Here is a 19,614-nt window from a genome sequence, read left to right as displayed (position 1 = left end):
TTGTTTGCGATCAGGAGGATCCAGTGGTCTTCACCCGCACGCTCGTGCCCGTGTCCGCGCTGATTCTGGCGCTCGCCGCCTGCAAGCCGCAGGCGCCCGCCCCTGCTGCCGCGCCTGTCCCCGCTGCGCCAGCCGCGTCCGCCGCGGCCCCGGCCACCTGCCCCGACGCGGACTTCGACCACTTCGTACAGCGCTTCAGCGCCGACATCGCGGTCCAGGAAAAGGCCACGGCCGATCCGTTGACGATGATCCAGCTCGATCCGAACGCCCAGCCCGAACCCGCGCCGGTGACCCGCCAGGTCCCGCTGGCCGAGGTCGAATGGCCGGTGATTCCCGACCTGGAGGCGGCCCGCAGCGGCGGACGCGAGGTCGTGGTCTCCGACGAGGCCGGCGGACGCAAGGTGCTGGTGCGCACGCCGGACAGCGGCGACCAGCAGGTCTATTACTTCGCCCAGCGGTCCTGCTGGACCCTGGTGAAGGTGGACGACCAGTCGCTTTGAGTCGATGAATCGCTCGGACGCGCCATGACAGAGGAGATCGGCCCGCTGGGCTTCGAACAGTTCGACCCGCATGCCGGATGCCGCTGACCGTATGGCCTGCCTTCCCGTGACTCACACCGCCAAGGAGGTGACCTGATGCGCCCCGCCCGCTCCATCCTGCCCGCCTTGGGCCTCACCCTGGTGCTGGCCGCCTGCGGCGGCAAGACGTCTTCCACGGACCAGACCGCCGGCACGCCGGTACAGGCCTCGGCTCCCTCACCCTCTCCCGCTTCGACCGAAGCGGCCGCACAAGGACAGAACGGCATGATCAAGGAATGCCCAGGCGCACGCCTGCACCTGGACGCGTTGCCTCGCCAGGACGGCGCCGCCTCCACCAAGACCCAGGTCGAGCTGGAACGCGACGGGCAGCGTCAGACCCTGGCCGCGCCCCCCGAGATGAGCGACTACACCGCGGTGGGCCTGGGCTGCGCCGAAGACGGCAAGGGCGGCGCCTACTTCGTCGTGCAATACGGCGAACTGCCTTATGGCTGCGAGTTCTGCGAGTGGTTCTTCCTCTACGACGCCCAGGGCCGGCTGCTGAATCACGCGACTCCGCCGCTGCATGAGGAAGACGGCCAGCAGAGCCCGAACAACGATGAATACCAACACAAGCTCGAGGAGCTGGGACTCAAGCACCCGGAGGTGGTGCCCTACCCGTCCTGAGCTAAGGAAAGCTCACGCACCGCCATCCGGCAGCGCGTGGCCAACGCAGTACGCAGTACATGGAGCAGTACCCCTCCCAAGGAAGAATCCGTCTCATAGAAAGGAACGCACGACATGACCGACGACACGATCTACACCGAGATGGTGCAGCCCCGCGGGGCCGCCTATCGCAGCGACAGGATCAAGCCCTGGAGCCACTACCGCGAACCCATCGACGCCGGCGATGGCCGTCTGCACGGCGAGTCGCGCCGATGGGGCGATGCCACTCCGCAGACCCAGTCCAGGGTGATCGACAACCTGATCGACGCCTCGCGCGAGGCCGGGCTGTCATCGCGCGAGACGGCCTATGTGCTGGCCATCGCCCGGGTCGAATCCGGCTTCAACCCGGATGCGGCCGCGGGGACCACCTCCGCGTCCGGGCTTGGCCAGTTCATCGACCGCACCGGTGGCCAGTACGGGCTCAACAACGCCAACCGCTTCGACGTGCGGACCCAGTCGCAGGCGCTGGTGCAGCACTTCATCGACAATCGGGACCTGGCGCGCAGCCGCGGCCACGGTGAGGACTACATCTACAAGTACCACCACGACGGCCCCAGCAAGGACTATGGCGGTCTTGGCTTGTCCCAGCGCGAGGTGGCGCCCTACCTGGACCGTTACGAGCGCTTCGTCGAACAGCGCCTGTCGCAGACCCAGACCCAGGGACACGCGCCGACGCATGCGACGCCCTCGCCCGCCTCCCACGCGCAAGGCCACGGCGGCTTCCAGCAGACGATGGAGCGCATGCTGCCGGGCCAGGGCGGTCAAGACCGCCACATCACGGGCAACTTCGGTGAGCATCGTGGCAAGGGGCCGCATGGCGGCACCGACTTCAACTACGAGGGCGGCCAGGCCGGCCGCAACCTGCGGCATCCGACCGTCCATTCGCCCATCGACGGCACGGTGACCTTCTCCGGCGGCCAGTACGGCACGGTGAAGATCCGCGACGCGCAGGGCAACTCGCACGAGATCCTGCATCTGGATTCGCGCTCGGTGAAGGAAGGCCAGGTCGTGCGCGCCGGCGATCCGATCGGCACGATGGGCGGGCGCGGACCCGAAGGCGCCGGTCAATATGCCCAGCACGTGCACTACCAGCTGCGCGATCCGCAGGGCCATCTGATCAGCCCGCAGACGTTCTGGGATCGCCATGCGCCGGCGCAGACCACGTCCGCGCCGACCTCGACCGCGGCACCGCATCGTGGCGCCGGCGCCGAGGTGCTCCAGCACGGCGATCACGGCCCGAACGTGCGCGCCCTGCAGCAGCAGCTCAACACGCTGGGCGTGCGGGACGAGCATGGGCGGCGGTTGGCCGAGGACGGCAAGTTCGGCACGCATACGCAGGCGGCGGTGGAGCGGCTGCAGCGCACGCACGGGATCGCGGTGGATGGCGAGGTCGGGCCGGACACGCGCCGGGCGTTGGCGGCACGACCGGCGATCGCGACGCCCGGGCTGACCAGGCCTCGCATCCGGACCACCGGCTGTATACGGCCATCCGTGCCCAAGTGCCGGCGCCTTATTCGAACGAGCTGGCCGCGCATATCACCGTGCAGGCCAAGCAGCACGGCATCGATACCCCGGAGAAGGTCGGCGGGGTGGCGGTGCAGGACGGCAAGGCTTACGTCGTGGGGACCACGCCGGGCTTCCGCGCCACGGTCGATCTGGCGCAGCCGCCGAGCTTCGAGCACAGCAGTCAGCAGTTGCTGGCGCAGCAGCGGGCGGCTCCGGTCGTCGAGCCGACGCCGGTGGTGGCGATGCAGCGGTGATGGGTTGAGGGTGTGGGAGGGGTTGGTGAGGCGGCCTTCGGTTGGGGCCGCGCTTAGCTGAGGCAACCCCCTCCCAGCCTCCCCCTGCTGCGCAAGGGGAGGGGCCGAAGCGCCGCGCTTTCGTAAGAAGGCGCGGCGCTTCTGTTTGCGTTCGCGTCGATTTCGCGGCGCAGCATGCCGCCCGCTGGGTGCGGCGGCGGGCGGCGGGCTATGCTGTCGGTCTTCCTGGAGGGACCCGATGCAGCACGTCGACGCGCAACGTCCGATCGATCGGTGGTTCGCGAACTACTCGCAAGACCACCGCAATCTCACCAACCAGGCGATCCACGTCGTCGCGGTGCCGGCGATCCTGTGGTCGGTGATCGCGCTGCTGTGGTGCATCCCGGTGCAGGCCACCTGGTTCCGCGGCGGGGTGTGGGCGGGCCTGGCGATGTTCTGCGCGTGGATGTATTACAACCGGCTCTCGCGGTCGATCGGCTACGGGATGTTCGTGGTGTTCTTCACCATGGGCTGCGTGTGCCGGCTGATCAGCCAGCGCGCGGGCACCGAGGTGCTGCTGTGGAGCGCGGCGAGCGTGTTCGTGGTGGCCTGGATCGCGCAGTTCGTCGGCCACAAGATCGAGGGCCGCAAGCCCAGCTTCCTCACCGACCTGTCCTACCTGCTGATCGGCCCGATCTGGGTGCTTGCCAAGTTCTACCGGAAGATGGGCTGGCGCTACTGACCCAGCATCGCCGCGGTCGGCGCGAAGCCGCGCGGCGCATAGCCGAAGTCCCGCCGCGCGGGCGCGGCGTCGAACACCAGGTCCTGGCGCATGCGCGCCACCGCAGCGGGGTTGAGCGAACGCGCCACGCCCAGCGCCTGCGCCGTACGCACCGCCAGGGCGAACAGCGGCGGCGGCAGTTCCAGCAGCCGCGCCGGCGGTGACATCGCCGCCAGCGTGCGCGCCACCATCTCGCGATAGATCAGCGTCTCGCCGCCGGGCAGCGCGTAGGCCTGGCCGGCGCTGGCCGCCGCGTCGCAGGCGGCCAGCGCCGCATCGGCCAGATCATCCACGTGCACCGGCTGGCGCAGGCCGCCGGTGAGGCCGCGCGGCAGCGGGAAGCAGCGCAGCTGCCGCGCCAGCGCCGCGATCCGGGTCAGCGAGGCATCGCGACCGGCGCCGTAGACCAGCGTGGGCCGCAGCAGGGTGGCCTGCGCGCCGCGCGCGGCGGCCGCGGCGAACACCGCGGCCTCGGCATCGCGCAGGCGCGCGGCCAGGTCGCGCTCATGCGCGTCGACGGAAGTCTGCTTGGTGCCCAGGCTGGTCGAACCGAAGGCCACCACGCGCGGCGCGATCAGCGCGCTGCCGGCATACCAGCGCGCGAAGTGGTCCAGCGGCCCGGCGCTGAAGATCGCATCGACACGATCGGGCAGTGCGGGCATCGTCGCCAGGTCGCCGGCCAGCCACTGCACGCGCTCACGCGCCGGCTGCCCGTGGCGCGAGACCGCCAACACCGACCAGCCGCGCGCGACCAGTCGGACCAGCAGCGCCTGACCGATCTGGCCGCTGCCGCCCAGCACCAGGGCGACGCGGGCGGGGGAAGACGACGCGGCGGCAGCGACAGACCCAGTCATCCGCACAGGATAGGCCAGCACGCCGCACTCGCGTCGCCGCGCGCACTCCGGCGACGCGAGGGCCTGTCGGTCCCCTGCAGATCGCGCCGCAAGGGCGGCTCTTCGGATTGGCGCTGCAAGGCCGCCTTCTTCTCCAGCGCGGCTTGAGCCCACCTTCGCGAGGGCTGGACTCCATCGGCCACTCAGGCCTACGCCACGCGACGCAAACCTGCCGGCCTTGCAGCACCAACGCCGCCTGCCCGGGGATCGATCGCAGGTCCTGGCTGACCACGATGACCCGACAGTCAGCGGCCCGCTCACGCCGCCGCTGTTATCGTGATGGCCTGCTCGCGAATGGCTGCATTCCCTGCATGCCCCACCTTCTCCTTCCCCTGCTCGCCCTGCCCTTCGTCATGGCGGCGATCGTGGCCGCGGCCCGTCGCCTGCCGCGCACGGCGCTGGCGTGGCTGGCCGCGCTGGCGCCGCTGGGCGGCCTGGCGCTGCTGGCGGCGATGACACCGGCCATCCTCGATGGGCAAGTGCTGCACGACCGGCACGCCTGGCTGCCGCGCATCGGCCTGGAGTTCACGCTGCGCGTGGACGGCTTCGCCTGGATGTTCGCGCTGCTGGTGCTGGCCATCGGCGCGCTGGTGGTGATGTATGCGCGCTATTACCTCAGCGAGCGCGACTCGGTGCCGCGTTTCCTGGCCTTCCTGCTGTTGTTCATGGGCGCGATGCTGGGCGTGGTGGTGTCCGGCAACCTGTTGCTGCTGTGCGTGTTCTGGGAACTGACCAGCCTGACCTCGTTCCTGCTGATCGGCTTCTGGACGCATCGCAAGGACGCGCGCGAAGGCGCGCGCATGGCGCTGGTGGTAACCGGCGGTGGCGGCCTGGCGCTGCTGGGCGGCGTGCTGCTGATCGGCCGCATCGTCGGCAGCTTCGACCTGGACACGGTGCTGGGCGCCGGCGACACGCTGCGCGCCAGTGCGCTGTATCCGTGGGCGCTGTTCCTGGTGCTGGGCGGCATCCTGACCAAGAGCGCGCAGTTCCCGTTCCACTTCTGGCTGCCGCAGGCCATGGCCGCGCCGACGCCGGTCTCGGCCTATCTGCATTCGGCCACGATGGTGAAGGCCGGCGTGTTCCTGCTGGCGCGCCTGCATCCGGCGCTGGCGGGGACGGACCTGTTCTTCTACACGGTCAGCACCATCGGCGCGGTCACCCTGCTGCTGGGCGCGTGGTATGCGATCTTCCAGCACGATCTGAAGGGCCTGCTGGCGTATTCGACCATCTCGCACCTGGGCCTGATCACGATGCTGTTCGGCCTGTCCACGCCGCTGGCGGTGGTGGCCGGCGTGTTCCACATCCTCAACCATGCGGTGTTCAAGGCCTCGCTGTTCATGGCCGCCGGCATCATCGACCACGAGACCGGCACGCGCGACATCCGCCGGCTGGGCGGGCTGCGCCGGCTGATGCCCTTCACCAGCACGCTGGCGATCGTGGCCTCGCTGTCGATGGCCGGCATCCCGCTGCTCAACGGCTTTCTGTCCAAGGAAATGTTCTTCGCCGCGGCGCTGGAGACCCCGGCGCCGGCGCCGATGCGCGTGTTCACCGGCGTGGCCGCGCTGCTGGCCGGTGTGCTGGGCGTGGCCTACAGCCTGCGCTTCGTGTACGAGACCTTCTTCGGCGACGGTCCGCGCGACCTGGAGGTCACCCCGCACGAGCCGCCGCGCTGGATGAAGATCCCCGTCGAAGTGCTGGTGGTGCTGTGCGTGGCGGTGGGCATCTTCCCGGCGCTGACCGTGGCGCGGCTGCTGCACGCCGGCGTCTCCGCCATCCTGGGCCCGGCCACGCCCGACTACAGCCTGGCGGTGTGGCACGGCCTGAACTGGCCGCTGGCGATGAGCCTGGCCGGCGTGGTCGGCGGCGTGGCGCTGTACCTGGGGCTGGCGCGGTTGCTGGATCTGCATGCGGTGGTGACCCGGGCGATCGGGCGCGACCTGTTCAAGCGGCATCTTGAGCTGCTGTTCGTCGCGGGCAACCGCATCAGCACGCGCCTGGCCAACAACAGCCTGCAGCGCAGCCTGCTGATGCTGGTGCTGGTGGCCATCGCCGCTGCCGCGGTGCCGCTGTGGCGCGACGGCCTGGCGCTGTCGCTGGCCGGGGTGCAGCCGCTGCCGCTGCTGGGCGCGCTGGTGTGGGTGGTGATGATCGCCGCCGCGCTCGGCGCGGTGCGCCTGCATCGCCAGCGCCTGCTGGCAGCGATCGTGCTGAGCGCAAGCGGGCTGATGATCAGCCTGACCTTCGTGCTGCTGTCGGCGCCGGACCTGGCCCTGACCCAGCTGCTGGTGGAGATGGTGACCCTGGTGCTGATGATGCTGGCGCTGAACTACCTGCCCGAGACCAGCCCGCCCGAAGCGTCCCGCTGGCGCAAGTGGCGCGATGCGCTGATCGCCTGCGCGGCGGGCGCGGGCCTGGCGGTGCTGGCCTACGCGATGATGACCCGGCCCGCGGACACCGTCGCCGGCGAGCTGCTGACGCGCGCCCTGCCGGAGGCCTACGGACGCAACGTGGTCAACGTGACGCTGGTGGATTTCCGCGGCTTCGACACCTTCGGCGAGATCACCGTGTTCGCCATCGCCGCGCTGGTGGTGCATGCCTGCCTGCGCCGCGCGCGCATGGCGCCCGAGCGCCTGATCGCCGGCGACCCGGTGCAGCTGCCGGTGCCGGCCGACCTGACCCAGATCCTGTTCCCGCTGATCCTGACCGTGTCGATCTTCCTGTTCCTGCGCGGCCACAACGCGCCCGGCGGCGGCTTCATCGCCGGACTGGTGCTGGCCGTGCCACTGCTGATGCAGTACGTCATCCAGGGCGCGGCCTCGGTCGAGTCGCGCTTCGGCTTCGACTACATCCGCCTGATCGGGCTCGGCCTGGTGCTGGCGGTGCTGAGCGGCCTGGCGTCGCTGCTGTTCGGCGTGCCCTTCCTCACCAGCGGCCACCTGGACCTGCAGCTGCCACTGATCGAGCATGTGCCGCTGGCCAGTGCGCTGGGCTTCGATACCGGGGTGTATCTGGTGGTGTTCGGCGGGGCGATGCTGATGCTCTCGATGCTGGGCACCATCCGCGGTTCGAGCCGCCGCCGCGCCCAGCGCAAGCCGCTGGACCCGGATCGCCGCTCGCCCAGCACCGGAGGCCGCGCCTGATGGAACTCGCCCTGGCCAGCGCCATCGGCATCCTCGCCGCCGCCGGCATCTGGCTGATGCTGCGCGCGCGCACCTTCGATGTGATCCTGGGCCTGACCCTGCTGTCCTATGCCACCAACCTGCTGATCTTCGCCGGCGGGCGGCTGCGGCCGGGCCAGCCGCCTGTGCTGGTGGACGGCCAGCCGGCCGACCTGGCGCACTACACCGATCCGCTGCCGCAGGCGCTGGTGCTGACCGCGATCGTGATCGCCTTCGCCATGACCGCGGTCAGCCTGGTGTTGGCCATGCGCAGCCGCGCCGACAACCACAGCGATCATGTCGATGCGCACGATGCCGCGCCCGAGCCGCCGGCCGCGCCGCCGCGGGAGCCGGGCGCATGAGCCATCTGTTGCTGTGGCCGATCGTGCTGCCGCTGCTGGGCGCGGCGCTGGCGCTGTTCCTCGAACACCGGCGCTTCGGCTGGGCGGCGCGGCGCTGGGCGGCGTGGGGGATGCTGGCACTGCAGGGCGTGGCGGTGGCGGCCGTGGTCGCGCGCGTGGCCGGCGGCGAGGTGGTCGCCTACCTGCTCGGCGACTGGCCGGCGCGGCTGGGCATCGCGCTGATGGCCGACCGGCTGTCGGGCTGGATGCTGGCGGTGACCTGGCTGCTGGGCGTGGCCTGCCTGCTGCACGCCTGCGGCGGCTGGGACCGGCGCGCGCCGCATTTCCATGCCTTCTTCCAGCTGCAGCTGATGGGGCTCAACGGTGCCTTCCTCACCGGCGATGTGTTCAACCTGTTCGTATTCTTCGAGGTGATGCTCAGCGCCAGCTACGGCCTGCTGGCCAGCGGCGGGCGCGGGCTGCGCCTGCGCGGCTCGTTCCACTACGTGGCCTTCAACGTCGCCGCCTCGGCGGTGTTCCTGATCGCGCTGGGGCTGATCTACGGGCTGTTGGGTTCGCTCAACATGGCCGAGCTCTCCGCGCGCATCGGCCAGGTGCCGCCGGCGCAGGCCGGGCTGGTCAAGGCCGCCTTCGGCCTGCTGCTGGTGGTGTTCTGCGCCAAGGCCGCGCTGCTGCCGCTGTACTTGTGGCTGCCGGAGACCTATGCGCGCGCGCCGGCGGCGGTGGCGGCGCTGTTCGCGGTGATGACCAAGGTCGGCCTGTACGCGGTGCTGCGGGTCAGCACCCTGCTGCTGGGCGCGCAGGCCGGGCTGCTGGCCGGCTTCGCCCGCCCCGCGCTGCTGTGGCTGGGCGCCGGCACGCTGCTGGTGGCCGCGCTGGGCGTGCTGGGCTCGGCACGGCTGCGGCTGATGATCGGCTATCTGGTGATCTGGTCGGCGGCCACGCTGTTCGTGGCCTTCGCCCTGGGCCAGGCGCAGACCCTCGGCGCGGGGCTGTACTACCTGGCGCACAGCACCTTCGTGGCGGCCGCGCTGTTCCTGATCGCCGACCTGATCCGCCGCCGTCGCGGCACGGCCGGCGACGACAAGTCGATCATCGCCGCCCTGCCCGGACGCGCGGTGCCGGGCACGCTGTTCCTGATCGCCGCGGTCTCGGCCGCGGGCCTGCCGCCGCTGTCGGGCTTTCTGGCCAAGGCCGCGCTGCTCTCGGCGGTGCCGCCGGCGCAGACGCCGCTGGTGTGGACCGTGGTGCTGCTCTCCAGCCTGCTGGTGATCATCGGCCTCAGCCGCGCCGGCGTGCGCCTGTTCTGGCGCCTGCCCGCGCAGGTGGAGCAGGCCGAATGCGAACAGCCCGTGCCCGCCCGCGCCCGGCCGCAGGAGACCTGGGCCACGGTGCTGCTGCTGGCCTTCGGCGTGGCGATGACGGCCTTCGCCGCGCCGCTGATGCGCTACACCGACGCGACCGGGCAACAGCTGCTGGACGCGGCCGGCTATACCGACCAGCTGCGCGCGGCGCCGTCCGTGCTGAGGGCGCCGTGATGGGCACGCGCCTGCTGCGCTGGCTGACCCCGTCCTGGCCGCTGAGCCTGTGCGTGATCGCGTTCTGGCTGCTGATGACCGACAGCTACAGCGCGGCCCAGTTCGCACTGGCCCTGCTGCTGGGCTGGCTGATCCCGCGCTTCGCCGCGCGCCTGGACCGCGAGTACGCGCGCATCGGCTCGCTGCGGCCGGTGCCGCGCATGCTGTGCGTGGTGGCCTGGGACATCCTGCGCTCCAACGTGATCGTCGCCATGCAGGTGCTCGGCCCCGAGCGCCGGCTGCATCCGGGCTTCATCTGGATCCCGCTGGACATCCAGAACCTGCACGGCATCGCCGCGCTGACCAGCATGATCACCCTGACCCCCGGCACGGTCTCGGCCGCGCTGACCGACGACCGCCGCTACCTGCTCGTCCACATGCTGGACATGCGCAGCGCGCAGGACGCGATCGACAACATCAAGACCCGCTACGAAAAACCGCTGATGGAGATCTTTCCATGACCGCACATCTGTTCTTCGAGCACACCATCGTGGCCTGCCTGGTGGCCATCGGCGTGTCCGCGCTGCTGTGCCTGTGGCGCCTGCTGCGCGGGCCCACGGTGGCCGACCGCATCCTGGCGCTGGACACGCTGTCGGTGACCTTCATCGCGGCGCTGATGCTGCTGGGCATGCATCTGGACAGCCCGGTCTACTTCGAGGCGGCACTGGTGGTGGCGATGCTGGGCTTCAGCAGCACGGTGGTGCTGTGCAAGTTCGTGCTGCGCCGGGACGTGTTCGAATGATCGACCTCTTCCGCGTGCTGCTGGCGCTGGTGCTGATCGCCGGCACGGCCTTCATCCTGATCGGCGCGCTGGGCCTGGTGCGGCTGTCGGACTTCTTCCGGCGCGTGCATGCGCCCACGCTGGGCAGCACGCTGGGCGTGGGCTGCGTGCTGATCGCCTCGGTCGGCTATCACCTGGTGCTGGGCCAGGACCCGCAGCCGCGCGAGCTGCTGATCACCGCGTTCCTGTTCATCACCGCGCCGATCAGCGCGCACCTGATGAGCAAGGCGGCGCTGTCGCTGATGACCCATGCCCGGCCGGTGCCGCCGAAGGACACGCGGATCTCGCCGCAGGTTACCCGGCCCCAAGCGCCGCAGGATGAGGACGAAGACGCGCCGCGCTGATCAGCGCAGCCAGGCCAGTTCCAGCGCCACCCAGGCGCAGAAGGCCAGCAGCAGCACGGCCGCCTCGCCGCGGCTGACGCGCGCATCGCCGCGGAGCATCGGCACCAGCACGATGGCCAGAACGATGGCCGCGGGCAGCTCCAGCTTCACGAACGAGGCCGGCAGCGCTAGCGGCGCGATCAGCGCCATGCCGCCCACCACCAGCAGCAGATTGCACACGCTGGAGCCGATCACGTGGCCCAGCACCATGTCGCCCTGCCCGCGACGCGCGGCGGCGATGGCCGCGGCGATCTCCGGCAGCGCCGTGCCGATCGCCACCGGCAGCAGGCCGGCCATCAGCGGGGTCAGGCCCAGCGCCGGGGCCAGGGTGCCCATCGAGACCACCACATCGCGCGCGCCGTAGCCCAGCAGCACAACGCCGATCAGCAACCGCAGCAGGTTGAGCCAGGTGACGGTGCGGGTGGCGGCGTAGGCCACCACCGGCGCGCGCACCTCGGGCGTCTCGGCGCGCCCGCGCACGATCACCTTCACCACGACCAGCACGAAGCCGAGCAGCAGCAGGCCGCCCTCGAGCCGGTTCAGGCGCCCGTCCAGGCCGAACACCATCACCAGCAGCGAGGCGATCACCAGCACCCACAGCAGCGGGGTGAGCAGGCGCAGGCGCACCTGCACACTGGCGAACAGGGCCGCCAGCGGCAGGGTCAGGCCCAGATTGACCAGATTGCTGCCGACCGCATTGCCCAGCGCCAGCGACGGCGTGCCGCGCAGCAGCGCCGCGCCGTTGACGAACAGCTCCGGCAGCGAGGTGCCGAAGGCCAGCAGCAACAGCCCGGCGGTGAACGGCGACAGCCCGGCCCGCTGCGCGATGCCCGACACGCCCTTGACCAGCGTGTCGCCGCCCAGCGCCAGCAGCACCAGGCCCAGCACGAATAAACCCCAGCCCTCGACCATCGCACCGCCCCGCTCGGATGAGTGAGGGGATTCTAGGGCCTGCCATCGATTCGCGTGTAGGCCGCCGGGAAACAGCGGGCAGGCGTCGGAACACGCACAAGGCCAAAGGCGCCGGATTCCCGCCTTCGCGGGAACGACGGTGGGCGCGCGCGGTCGCCCAGGCTCAGCCCGCGCCGGCCATCGCGCGCAGGCCGATGCCGACCAGATAGGCCAGCACCGTGCCGGTGGCATAGCCCAGCGTGCCCAGCAGCGCGCCGACCGGGGCCAGCGCCGGATGGAACACCGCCGCCACCACCGGCGCCGAGGCCGGCCCGCCGATATTGCTCTGCGAGCCGATGGCGAAATAGAAGAACGGCACCCTCAGCAGCCGGCCCAGCAGCCACAGCAGCACGATGTGCACGGCGATCCACAGCACGCCCAGCACGAACAGCCAAGGCCGGCCCAGCAGCGCGGCGATGTCCATCTGCATGCCGATGCAGGCGATCAGCACGTACAGCAGCAGCGTGCCGATCTTCGAGGCGCCGGCGCCGTCGAGCTGGCGCGCGCGGGTGAAGCTCAGCGCCAGCCCGGCGAAGGTGGCCAGCAGCACCACCCACACATACGGCGAATCAGGCTGGCCGCATGCGCCCACGGATACGGCGCGAACAGGCCCGCCAGCGGCGGCGATACCGCGTGCGCCAGGCCGACCACGCCGAAGGCCAGGCCGATGATCAGCATGTAGTCGGTCAGCGTGGGGATGCGCGCGTGTTGGGCGCTGTAGTCGGCCAGGCGAGCCTTGAGCGCGTCGATGGCCGAGGTGTCGGCGCCCGAGCGCGCATCGATGGCCTTGGCGCGCCCGGCCAGGAAGATCAGCACCGCCATCCACACATAGCCCACGCCGACATCGAGCACCACGAACTGGCCGAAGGTGGTCTCGTCGACCTGGAAGATCTCCTTCATCGCGACCATGTTGGCGCCGCCGCCGATCCAGCTGCCGGCCAGCGCCGCCATGCCGCCCCAGGTGTCGCCGGCGGTGGTCGCCGGATGCGCGTGCTGCATCACCCAGAAGGCGAAGAACGCGCCGAGCATGATGCTGAAGGACGAACCGAAGTACATCGCCAGCAGCTTCCAGCCCAGCCCCATGACCGCCTTGAGGTCGATGGTCAGGGTCAGCAGCACCAGCGCGGCCGGCAGCAGCACACGGCTGGCGACCGGGTTGTAGAGCTGGCTGCCGGCACCGTCGATCACGCCGAGCGAGTTGAAGATGCCGGGGATGAAATAGCACAGCAGCAGCGGCGGCACGATGCCGTAGAACTTCTGCCAGAAGCCCTTGAGCGAGGCGGTCCAGAACACGAACGCCAGCGTGGCGGCGATCAGGCCGAACAGCACGATGTCGGACTGGATCAGGGCGGTGTGGGTCTCAGACATGAAGCGATTCCAGCGGCCGCGCAGGCCGGTCGAAGTAAGGTGGGAGCCGCCACGGCGGCGATGAGGCCTTCCCGGAGAGCCCATCGCCGCCATTGGCCGAAAAGGCCACAAGAGCGGCTCCCACCTGTAGAGCGGAGCTTGCTCCGCTGGGGCTTTCCCGATAGATCCGGCCGAAGAGCAGCGGAGCAAGCTCCGCTCTACATCCGACAGACAGCTGCTCGCACAAGTCAGCGCACCGGCACGTCGAACTGCACGTCGGGCGAGGGCTCCGGCTTGAAGGTGTAATGCCACCACTCCCCGGGATAGTTGGCGAAGCCGCGCTGCGCCATCGCCTCGACCAGGCGTTTGCGGTTGGCGCGCTGCGCCTCGCTCAGGCCCGGCGCATCGGTATGCGCGCGCGGATCGAAGAAGTCGAACGGCGTGCCCATGTCCAGCTCGGTACAGGCCTCGTCCTGGCAGCGCACCAGGGTCAGGTCCACCGTCGCGCCGCGGCTGTGGCCGGAGACCTCGGCCACATAGCCATCGGGGATGATCCGGGTCTTGTCCAGCGCCGGATAGGACTCGGCCTTCATCGTCTGGTCGGGCAGATCGGCGGCCCAGCGCATGAAGGCCTGCACCGCACGCACAGGGCGATAGCAGTCGAACAGCTTCAGGCCCAGGCCCTGCGCGCGCAGGTCGGCCTGCACCTGCGCCAGCGCCTGCGCCACCGGCGCCAGCAGCAGGCACTTCGGCGCCTCGTAGCCCTCCACCGGCTTGCCGGTGAAGTTGTGCGCGCCGGCGTAGCGGATGTCGCGCCGCACGTCCGGCGCCAGCGTGGTCACATCGACCAGCCCGGCCTGCGCGGCGGTGGTGGCCGGCGAGGTGCGCACCGGCTCGGCGGCGTGCGCCGCGCTGGAGGCGGCCAGCGCCAGCAGGAAGGGGAGAACACGCCTCACGGCGCATCCTCCTGCGCGTCCTTCGCCGGAGGCGGCAGGGTCAGGTCATGCAGGATGCGCAGGTCTTCCTCATCGAACGTGCGCCCCTCCAGGCCGCGGAAATGATGGCGGAAGGACTGGACCGCATCCCCGCGGTTGTCCAGCGGATAGCCCAGCGTGGCCATCGCCAGCCACGGGTCGAAACCGGCCGGCGCCGGCGGCGCATCGGCGCGCGGCCACACGCCGAAGCCCGCCTGCGCCAGCCGCTTCCACGGGAACAGCGGACCCGGATCGACCTTGCGCCCCGGTGCCATGTCCTCGTGGCCGATGATCGCCGTGCGCGGGATGTGGTGGCGCCGGCACAGGTCGTCCAGCAACAGCAGCAGGCTGTCGACCTGCGCATCGGCGAAGGGCGACTGGCCATCGTTGTCCAGCTCGATGCCGATCGAGGCGGAGTTGACGTCGTTGATCGTGCCCCAGTGGCCCGCGCCGGCATGCCAGGCGCGGCGGTCGTCGCTGACCAGCTGGTAGCGCTTGCCGTCTGCGCCGATCAGATAGTGCGCGCTGACCGGACCTGCGCTGTTGGCGGTCTTGAGGGTCTTCAGGCTCTCGGCGACCGAGTCCTCGCTGGTGAAGTGGATGACGATCAGGATCGGCCCGCGCGCATTCTGATTCGGCGAGGGCTCCCACTGCGCCAGCGGATTCTTCGGCGGCAGGCCGGCGCAGGCCGACAGCAGCAGCGCGGCCAGCAGCAGCATGGCCGCGCGCAATGGCAGGTTCGGAATGGAATGCATCGACGGGCCCTGGTTCATGGATCGGCTGCGCCCCGCTGCGCCGGGCACGCGGCCACGCGCTGGAAGTGCAGGTCCTGATAGTCGTAGCTGAAATCGGCGTCCGGGTCGATTGACTTCAGCGTCAGCGTGGTCTTGCCGTCGGCCTGGGCGAAGTCCAGCCACGGCTCGGCATCGACGCTGGCATCGTCCCAGTCCACCAGCCAGCGCCCGTGCGAGACCAGCACCGGCCCGCGCATCAGCGGCGAGCGCGCGGCGCGGAACACGACGCCCTGGCCCTGTGGGCACAGGCTCACCTGGCCGAACCACGGATCGCGATACACGCCCTGCCAGCGCGCGAACTGCGCCGCCGGGGCGGGCTTGCGGTCCGAGGTGTCCGGCAACTGCGGGTGCGTGGCGTTCGCGGCCGCCTTGGCGCGCGCCTGTTCCAGCAGGCCCGCGTAGTGATCGACATCCAGCCCGGCGCCGGGGCGGGTGTAGTGCTTGGTCAGCGCCTCGGTCAATGCGGTGCGCGCGGCCTCGCCGTCGCCGTTGATCAGCACCACGAAGCCGATCTTGCGGTCCGGCAGCAGCGTCACCGAGGAATACATGCCCATCAGCGTGCCGGTATGCGCCACGCGCCACTGACCGTCCACATCCGAGAGCCGCCAGCCGTAGCCATAGCCGTACAGATGCGTGCCGTCCCAGTCGCGCAGCTGCGCCCCGATCGGCATCGGCGTATGCAGCGTCCACAGCGCGGTGCGCTGCTGGGCCGAGAGCCAGGGATGGGCCGCATCGGGCGCCAGCCACATCGCGATCCAGGTGGTCAGGTCGCGCACGCTGCAGCGGATGCCGCCGGCGGACATGGACGGGTTGTCCGGAATGGTCCGGCCATCGGCGCGCACCACCAGGTTGCGCCCGTCCTGGACCATGTGCGGCTGGGCCAGGTTGCCCACCGCATCGCGATCGAACGCGCCGACCTGGCAGCGGGTCATGCCCAGCGGGCCGAACAGCTCCTGCCGCACCAGCTGGTCGTAGGGCTTGCCGCCGGCCTTGGCCGCCACTTCGCCGGCGACCACGTACATCAGGTTGTCGTAGGCGTAGTGCGCGCGGAAGCTGTGCGTGGGCTGCAGATAGGCCAGCCCGGCGATGATGTCGGCGCGGGTGAAGTCGTTGGGCTCAGGCCACAGCATCAGATCGCCCGCCCCCAGCCCCAGCCCGCTGTTATGAATCAGCAGATCCCGCACCTGGAAGTTGCGCGTGACCCAGGGATCGGCCATGCGGAACTGCGGCAGGTACTTGGTGACCGGGTCGTCCCATTTGAGCTTGCCCTGATCCACCAGCCGCGCCAGCACGCCGGTGGTCATGGCCTTGGTGTTGGAGGCGATCTTGAACAGCGTGTCGGCGTCGATCTTCTCCCCACTGCCGGCACGCGTCTCGCCCGCCGTGCGCAGGTAGACCACCTTGCCGTCCTCGACCACGCCCACCGCAAGGCCAGGCAGCCGGTAACGCGCCATGGCCTGGTCGAACAGCGTGTCGAAGGACGCCTGCGCCGGCGCATCGGCCGCCGCCGACGGCCCCGATGCGAGCAGCAGCCCTGCCAGGGCCAGCGCCTTGCCTGTGTGCTTGAACATGCCGTTCCCGTCGCGATGGACGGCCCGTGCGCGACGGGCCGCCCGCGCACCTGCCGTCAGAAGTTCCAGGTCACCACCAACTGCGTCCAGCGCGGCTCCTGCCAGACCGTGCCCTCGCCAAAATACGGCATCGGCGTGCCCGGTGCGCTCTCGTAGCGCGAATGCACGTTGATCACCGTCTGCCGGTTGAGCAGGTTGTACACCGACAGCCGCGCCTTCAGGTCGATGCCTTCCACCGGCAGGGTCCAGGTCACGTTGGCGCCCAGGTTGTAGACCCAGGGCATGCGGCCGAAGGCGCCGCGCTCGGTGTACACCAGCTGGCGCGTGCGCCAGTCGCCGCAGTTGGCCGTGCACAGCCAGCCCGAACCGCCGCCGCTGTACTCGCCCGGCCCACCGGCCGCGCGGCTGTCGTTGGGCCAGACCACGCCGAAGGCGGTGATCGGCCCGCCCGAGTGCGCCGCCAGCGTCGCGCCGAAGCTCCACATGTCGTTGAGCTTGAAGCCGCCGCGCAGCTTGACCTGGTGGCGGTAGTCGTTGAACAGCACGCCGTAGCGCTCGTTGACCGCCGGATGGTCGTAGTACTGCACCAGGTTGGTGTCGTTGTAGCCGGTGTCCGAGTTCACCGGGCCCTCGATGTTGCCCTCGCTGCGCGCATAGATGTAGCTGGCGTTGAAGAACCACTTGTCGTCCCAGGCGCGGTCGATCTGGAACTCGGCCGCCTTGTAGGTGCGCCGCGGCTTCTTGTAGCCCATGATCGCGCCGCTGCCGCCGGCCTTGTAGCCGTCCTTCGACGAATCGAAGCTCACCCAGTCCTCGGTGGTCGGGCACCACAGCGTGGTCTTCTCGCCCCGGGTTGATGATCGGCCAGTCGCCCGAGTACCAGGGGCAGCCGGCGACATGGTTGATGCGCGCATCCTCGACCGCGCGGGTCATCTTGCGATAGGTCAGGTTGACGCCATAGGACCAGGCCGCGCTGATGGCCTGCTGGAAGCCCAGGATATATTCGTCCTGGTAGACCTGCTTGATGTTTTTAGCCACCGTGGTGCGCAGGTCGCTGGGCGCCGGCGCGTTGCCGTCGGTATTGACCGGGCCGATCTGCGCGCCGAGGTTGGGCAGCAGGTACGGCGCGCCGGTGACCGGGTGGCGCTGCTCGGACCAGCCGTCGAGCGCGTAGTAGGTGTGCTCGTCGGTGGTGCCGCCGCCGAAGTAATCGGTGAGCTTGTTGGTCAGCGGGATGTAGTAGCGGCCCGCGTTGCCGAACAGCTTGGTCGTGCCGTCGCCGCGCATGTCCCAGCTGAAGCCCACGCGCGGGGACACCATGTCGGAGAAGTCGGCCTTGGCGAAGGTCGCGCCCGAGGCCAGCAGCGTGTTCTCGAACTTGTCCGCACGCACGCCCAGATTGAGCAGGATGTTGGGGGTGACGTTCCAGTTGTCCTCCACGTAGATCGCCTGCGCCTTGGCCCGCACCGGCGCGCCGGTGAGGTAGTAGCGCGCATCGACGATGGCGTTGACGCCGGCCGGCACCACCCCGCCGCCCGGCAGCACGCTGCCCGGCGTGGTCGCCTGCACCTGATAGCTGCGGCCATCGCCCGGATAGACCCGGGCGCTGGTGGAATCCATGATTTCCTGGTCGGCGCCGAAGCGCAGCAGGTGATCGCCCAGGGTCCACTCGAAGTCCAGGCGCGCCGCCTTGCGCTCGTCCTGCCGGCTGTTGATGCTGGAGTTGCTCGGATGGCAGCCTTCCTGCGTGGTCCTGGGCCCGAAGGCCGCGGTATAGCTGCCAGAACGCGTGACGATGCTGCATGCCGCGTCCAGCGGGCTGCCGCTGTCCTCGCTGCGCTTGTTCACCCCGTACAGGGCCTTGGCCACGAAGTTGTCGCCGAAGTGGCCGGTATAGGTCAGCGACCAGTTGTTGCCGCCGGTGGCCGCATTGCTGCTGCCCACCCACGCGCCGCGCGTGCCGCTGTCCCAGTCGTAGCCATAGGCGTCGGTGACCGTGTCGGCCTTGTCGGAGAAGGCCAGCAGTTCCAGCAGATGATCGTCGGTGATGCGCCAGTCGAGCTTGCCGCCCCAGAAGTCGTTGTCGCCCTTGGTGTAGAAGGCCTGGGTGGTGTCGATGTCGCGCGGCTGGCTGTCGCGGATCTCGTACATGCCGAAGAAGAACAGCTTGTCGCGGATCAGCGGGCCGGAGGCCCAGACATTGGTCTTGTAGAACGAGCTGGCGTCGCGGCTGGTGCGGTCGCGTTCGTCCAGGGTGCCGTCGTGGTGGAAGTGGTCCTGCTTCGACGCGGCCCAGGCCGAGGGCTCGGCGGTGAACTCCACGCCGGCGCGGAAGGTGTTGTCGCCCGAGCGGGTCACCGCATTGATGACGCCGCCGGTGCTGCGGCCGAACTCGGCCGAGTAGCCGCCGGTCTTGACCTGCACTTCCTGGAAGAAGCCGAACGGCACCGAGGAGAAGCCCTGGCGCCGATATGGATCGGTCACGTCCAGGCCGTTGATGTAGACCGCGTTCTCGGCCACCGACGAACCGCCGAAGGTCAGCCCGCCGAAGGTCGCGCCCGAGGACACCACGCCCGGCGCCAGCAGCGCCACCGCGCTGAGGTTCTGGTCCACCGGCAGGCGCGAGAGCTCCTGGCGGCTGATGTTGAACGAGGTCTCGGTGGAATGGACATCGACCTGGTTGATCACCTTGGCGCCGACCACGCGCACGCCATCGAGCGTGACCGCACCGGCATCGCCCAGGTTGACCGTGGTGGTGCCACCCAGCGGCACGCTCACCTCCAGCGGCGCGCCGGCGCCGCCACCGGCGTGTTCGACCACCAGGCGGTACTCGCCCACCGGCAGCTGCGCCAGGCGGTACTGGCCATCGCCGCCGACGGTGACCGTGCGCGTCAGGCCGGTGGCCTGGTGCGTCAGGGTGATCGTGTCGCCGACGGCGGCGCGGCCGGCGATGGCGCCGGTCGTGCTCTGCGCCATGGCCGGCGCCATCGCGCCCAGGCACGCGCCCAGGGCCACACACAACGCGACGCGCTTGTACTGCTTGGCTTTCATCCTGCTCTCTC

At 70.1% G+C, this 19,614-nt stretch carries 15 protein-coding genes and 1 pseudogene; 10 read left to right on the top strand and 6 right to left on the bottom strand.

Annotated features, from left to right (window positions below; all coding sequences use genetic code 11):
- Nucleotides 1-59: 59 nt before the first annotated feature.
- The 4 genes from ACFJIT_RS00465 to ACFJIT_RS00450 all read left to right on the top strand — a co-directional run bounded on the left by ACFJIT_RS00465 (nt 60) and on the right by ACFJIT_RS00450 (nt 3,722).
- Nucleotides 60-500 (top strand): hypothetical protein, encoded by a 441-nt coding sequence (locus ACFJIT_RS00465; RefSeq protein ID WP_379655682.1) that lies wholly within the window; start codon nt 60-62, stop codon nt 498-500.
- Between the two features lie 135 nt (nt 501-635).
- Nucleotides 636-1,202, top strand: a complete 567-nt coding sequence (locus ACFJIT_RS00460) for a hypothetical protein (RefSeq protein ID WP_379654652.1) — start codon at nt 636-638, stop codon at nt 1,200-1,202.
- Nucleotides 1,203-1,316: 114 nt separating this feature from the next.
- Nucleotides 1,317-3,062, top strand: coding sequence for a peptidoglycan-binding protein (locus ACFJIT_RS00455; RefSeq protein WP_379654651.1), 1,746 nt, complete (start codon nt 1,317-1,319; stop codon nt 3,060-3,062).
- A 177-nt stretch (nt 3,063-3,239) separates the two neighbouring features.
- A complete protein-coding gene (locus tag ACFJIT_RS00450) occupies nt 3,240-3,722 on the top strand; it encodes a DUF962 domain-containing protein (protein ID WP_130528149.1) in 483 nt (160 codons plus the stop codon).
- On the opposite strand, the gene ACFJIT_RS00445 is transcribed toward ACFJIT_RS00450, so the two are convergent.
- Nucleotides 3,716-4,615, bottom strand: coding sequence for an NAD-dependent epimerase/dehydratase family protein (locus tag ACFJIT_RS00445; protein ID WP_379654650.1), 900 nt, complete (start codon nt 4,613-4,615; stop codon nt 3,716-3,718). The two genes, ACFJIT_RS00450 and ACFJIT_RS00445, sit on opposite strands and share 7 nt — an antisense overlap.
- A 350-nt stretch (nt 4,616-4,965) precedes the next feature.
- On the opposite strand from ACFJIT_RS00445, the gene ACFJIT_RS00440 reads away from it, so the two are divergent.
- The 6 genes from ACFJIT_RS00440 to ACFJIT_RS00415 are packed head-to-tail and all read left to right on the top strand — an operon-like array spanning nt 4,966 to nt 10,876.
- Nucleotides 4,966-7,794, top strand: a complete 2,829-nt coding sequence (locus ACFJIT_RS00440) for a monovalent cation/H+ antiporter subunit A (protein WP_379654649.1) — start codon at nt 4,966-4,968, stop codon at nt 7,792-7,794.
- Complete coding sequence (locus tag ACFJIT_RS00435; protein ID WP_130525040.1) at nt 7,794-8,174, top strand: Na+/H+ antiporter subunit C; 381 nt, start codon at nt 7,794-7,796, stop codon at nt 8,172-8,174. The genes ACFJIT_RS00440 and ACFJIT_RS00435 overlap by 1 nt, the downstream gene beginning before the upstream one ends.
- Nucleotides 8,171-9,712: a monovalent cation/H+ antiporter subunit D gene (locus ACFJIT_RS00430; RefSeq protein ID WP_379654648.1), complete on the top strand. Its 1,542-nt coding sequence runs from the start codon at nt 8,171-8,173 to the stop codon at nt 9,710-9,712. The genes ACFJIT_RS00435 and ACFJIT_RS00430 overlap by 4 nt, the downstream gene beginning before the upstream one ends.
- Nucleotides 9,712-10,212: a Na+/H+ antiporter subunit E gene (locus ACFJIT_RS00425; protein ID WP_130535785.1), complete on the top strand. Its 501-nt coding sequence runs from the start codon at nt 9,712-9,714 to the stop codon at nt 10,210-10,212. The genes ACFJIT_RS00430 and ACFJIT_RS00425 overlap by 1 nt, the downstream gene beginning before the upstream one ends.
- Nucleotides 10,209-10,493: a K+/H+ antiporter subunit F gene (locus tag ACFJIT_RS00420; RefSeq protein WP_130516400.1), complete on the top strand. Its 285-nt coding sequence runs from the start codon at nt 10,209-10,211 to the stop codon at nt 10,491-10,493. The genes ACFJIT_RS00425 and ACFJIT_RS00420 overlap by 4 nt, the downstream gene beginning before the upstream one ends.
- The gene (locus tag ACFJIT_RS00415) at nt 10,490-10,876 is read left to right on the top strand and encodes a Na+/H+ antiporter subunit G (protein WP_379654647.1); all 387 of its coding nucleotides are present in this window, start codon (nt 10,490-10,492) and stop codon (nt 10,874-10,876) included. Before ACFJIT_RS00420 ends, ACFJIT_RS00415 begins: the two co-directional genes overlap by 4 nt.
- Here the strand turns inward: ACFJIT_RS00415 and ACFJIT_RS00410 are convergent, their stop codons facing one another.
- The 5 genes and pseudogenes from ACFJIT_RS00410 to ACFJIT_RS00390 form a co-directional block, all read right to left on the bottom strand.
- Nucleotides 10,877-11,827 carry a sodium:calcium antiporter gene (locus tag ACFJIT_RS00410; RefSeq protein ID WP_379654646.1) on the bottom strand — a complete coding sequence of 317 codons (951 nt, stop codon included), beginning with the start codon at nt 11,825-11,827 and terminating at the stop codon, nt 10,877-10,879.
- A gap of 163 nt (nt 11,828-11,990) precedes the next feature.
- Nucleotides 11,991-13,234, bottom strand: a pseudogene (locus ACFJIT_RS00405) (DUF819 domain-containing protein).
- A gap of 227 nt (nt 13,235-13,461) precedes the next feature.
- On the bottom strand, nt 13,462-14,169 hold the full coding sequence (locus ACFJIT_RS00400; RefSeq protein ID WP_379654645.1) for a M15 family metallopeptidase: 708 nt from the start codon (nt 14,167-14,169) through the stop codon (nt 13,462-13,464).
- The gene (locus ACFJIT_RS00395) at nt 14,166-14,942 is read right to left on the bottom strand and encodes an N-acetylmuramoyl-L-alanine amidase (protein WP_379654644.1); all 777 of its coding nucleotides are present in this window, start codon (nt 14,940-14,942) and stop codon (nt 14,166-14,168) included. Before ACFJIT_RS00395 ends, ACFJIT_RS00400 begins: the two co-directional genes overlap by 4 nt.
- 14 nt (nt 14,943-14,956) lie before the next feature.
- Nucleotides 14,957-19,603, bottom strand: a complete 4,647-nt coding sequence (locus ACFJIT_RS00390) for a TonB-dependent receptor domain-containing protein (RefSeq protein WP_379654643.1) — start codon at nt 19,601-19,603, stop codon at nt 14,957-14,959.
- Nucleotides 19,604-19,614 lie beyond the last annotated feature (11 nt).

Source organism: Pseudoxanthomonas sp. UC19_8 (assembly GCF_042700505.1).
Taxonomy (GTDB): Bacteria; Pseudomonadota; Gammaproteobacteria; order Xanthomonadales; family Xanthomonadaceae; genus Pseudoxanthomonas_A; species Pseudoxanthomonas_A winnipegensis.
Note: the sequence above shows the minus strand (reverse complement) of the source record. Positions and strands in the feature narration are given on the sequence as shown.

What these genes read in the sequence shown, in the direction of transcription:
- ACFJIT_RS00390 (WP_379654643.1), bottom strand. Translation starts at nt 19,603, where the DNA reads ATGAAAGCCAAGCAGTACAAGCGCGTCGCGTTGTGTGTGGCCCTGGGC.
- ACFJIT_RS00445 (WP_379654650.1), bottom strand. Translation starts at nt 4,615, where the DNA reads ATGACTGGGTCTGTCGCTGCCGCCGCGTCGTCTTCCCCCGCCCGCGTC.
- ACFJIT_RS00435 (WP_130525040.1), top strand. Translation starts at nt 7,794, where the DNA reads ATGGAACTCGCCCTGGCCAGCGCCATCGGCATCCTCGCCGCCGCCGGC.
- ACFJIT_RS00425 (WP_130535785.1), top strand. Translation starts at nt 9,712, where the DNA reads ATGGGCACGCGCCTGCTGCGCTGGCTGACCCCGTCCTGGCCGCTGAGC.
- ACFJIT_RS00410 (WP_379654646.1), bottom strand. Translation starts at nt 11,827, where the DNA reads ATGGTCGAGGGCTGGGGTTTATTCGTGCTGGGCCTGGTGCTGCTGGCG.
- ACFJIT_RS00420 (WP_130516400.1), top strand. Translation starts at nt 10,209, where the DNA reads ATGACCGCACATCTGTTCTTCGAGCACACCATCGTGGCCTGCCTGGTG.
- ACFJIT_RS00395 (WP_379654644.1), bottom strand. Translation starts at nt 14,942, where the DNA reads ATGCATTCCATTCCGAACCTGCCATTGCGCGCGGCCATGCTGCTGCTG.
- ACFJIT_RS00460 (WP_379654652.1), top strand. Translation starts at nt 636, where the DNA reads ATGCGCCCCGCCCGCTCCATCCTGCCCGCCTTGGGCCTCACCCTGGTG.
- ACFJIT_RS00455 (WP_379654651.1), top strand. Translation starts at nt 1,317, where the DNA reads ATGACCGACGACACGATCTACACCGAGATGGTGCAGCCCCGCGGGGCC.
- ACFJIT_RS00440 (WP_379654649.1), top strand. Translation starts at nt 4,966, where the DNA reads ATGCCCCACCTTCTCCTTCCCCTGCTCGCCCTGCCCTTCGTCATGGCG.
- ACFJIT_RS00415 (WP_379654647.1), top strand. Translation starts at nt 10,490, where the DNA reads ATGATCGACCTCTTCCGCGTGCTGCTGGCGCTGGTGCTGATCGCCGGC.
- ACFJIT_RS00450 (WP_130528149.1), top strand. Translation starts at nt 3,240, where the DNA reads ATGCAGCACGTCGACGCGCAACGTCCGATCGATCGGTGGTTCGCGAAC.
- ACFJIT_RS00430 (WP_379654648.1), top strand. Translation starts at nt 8,171, where the DNA reads ATGAGCCATCTGTTGCTGTGGCCGATCGTGCTGCCGCTGCTGGGCGCG.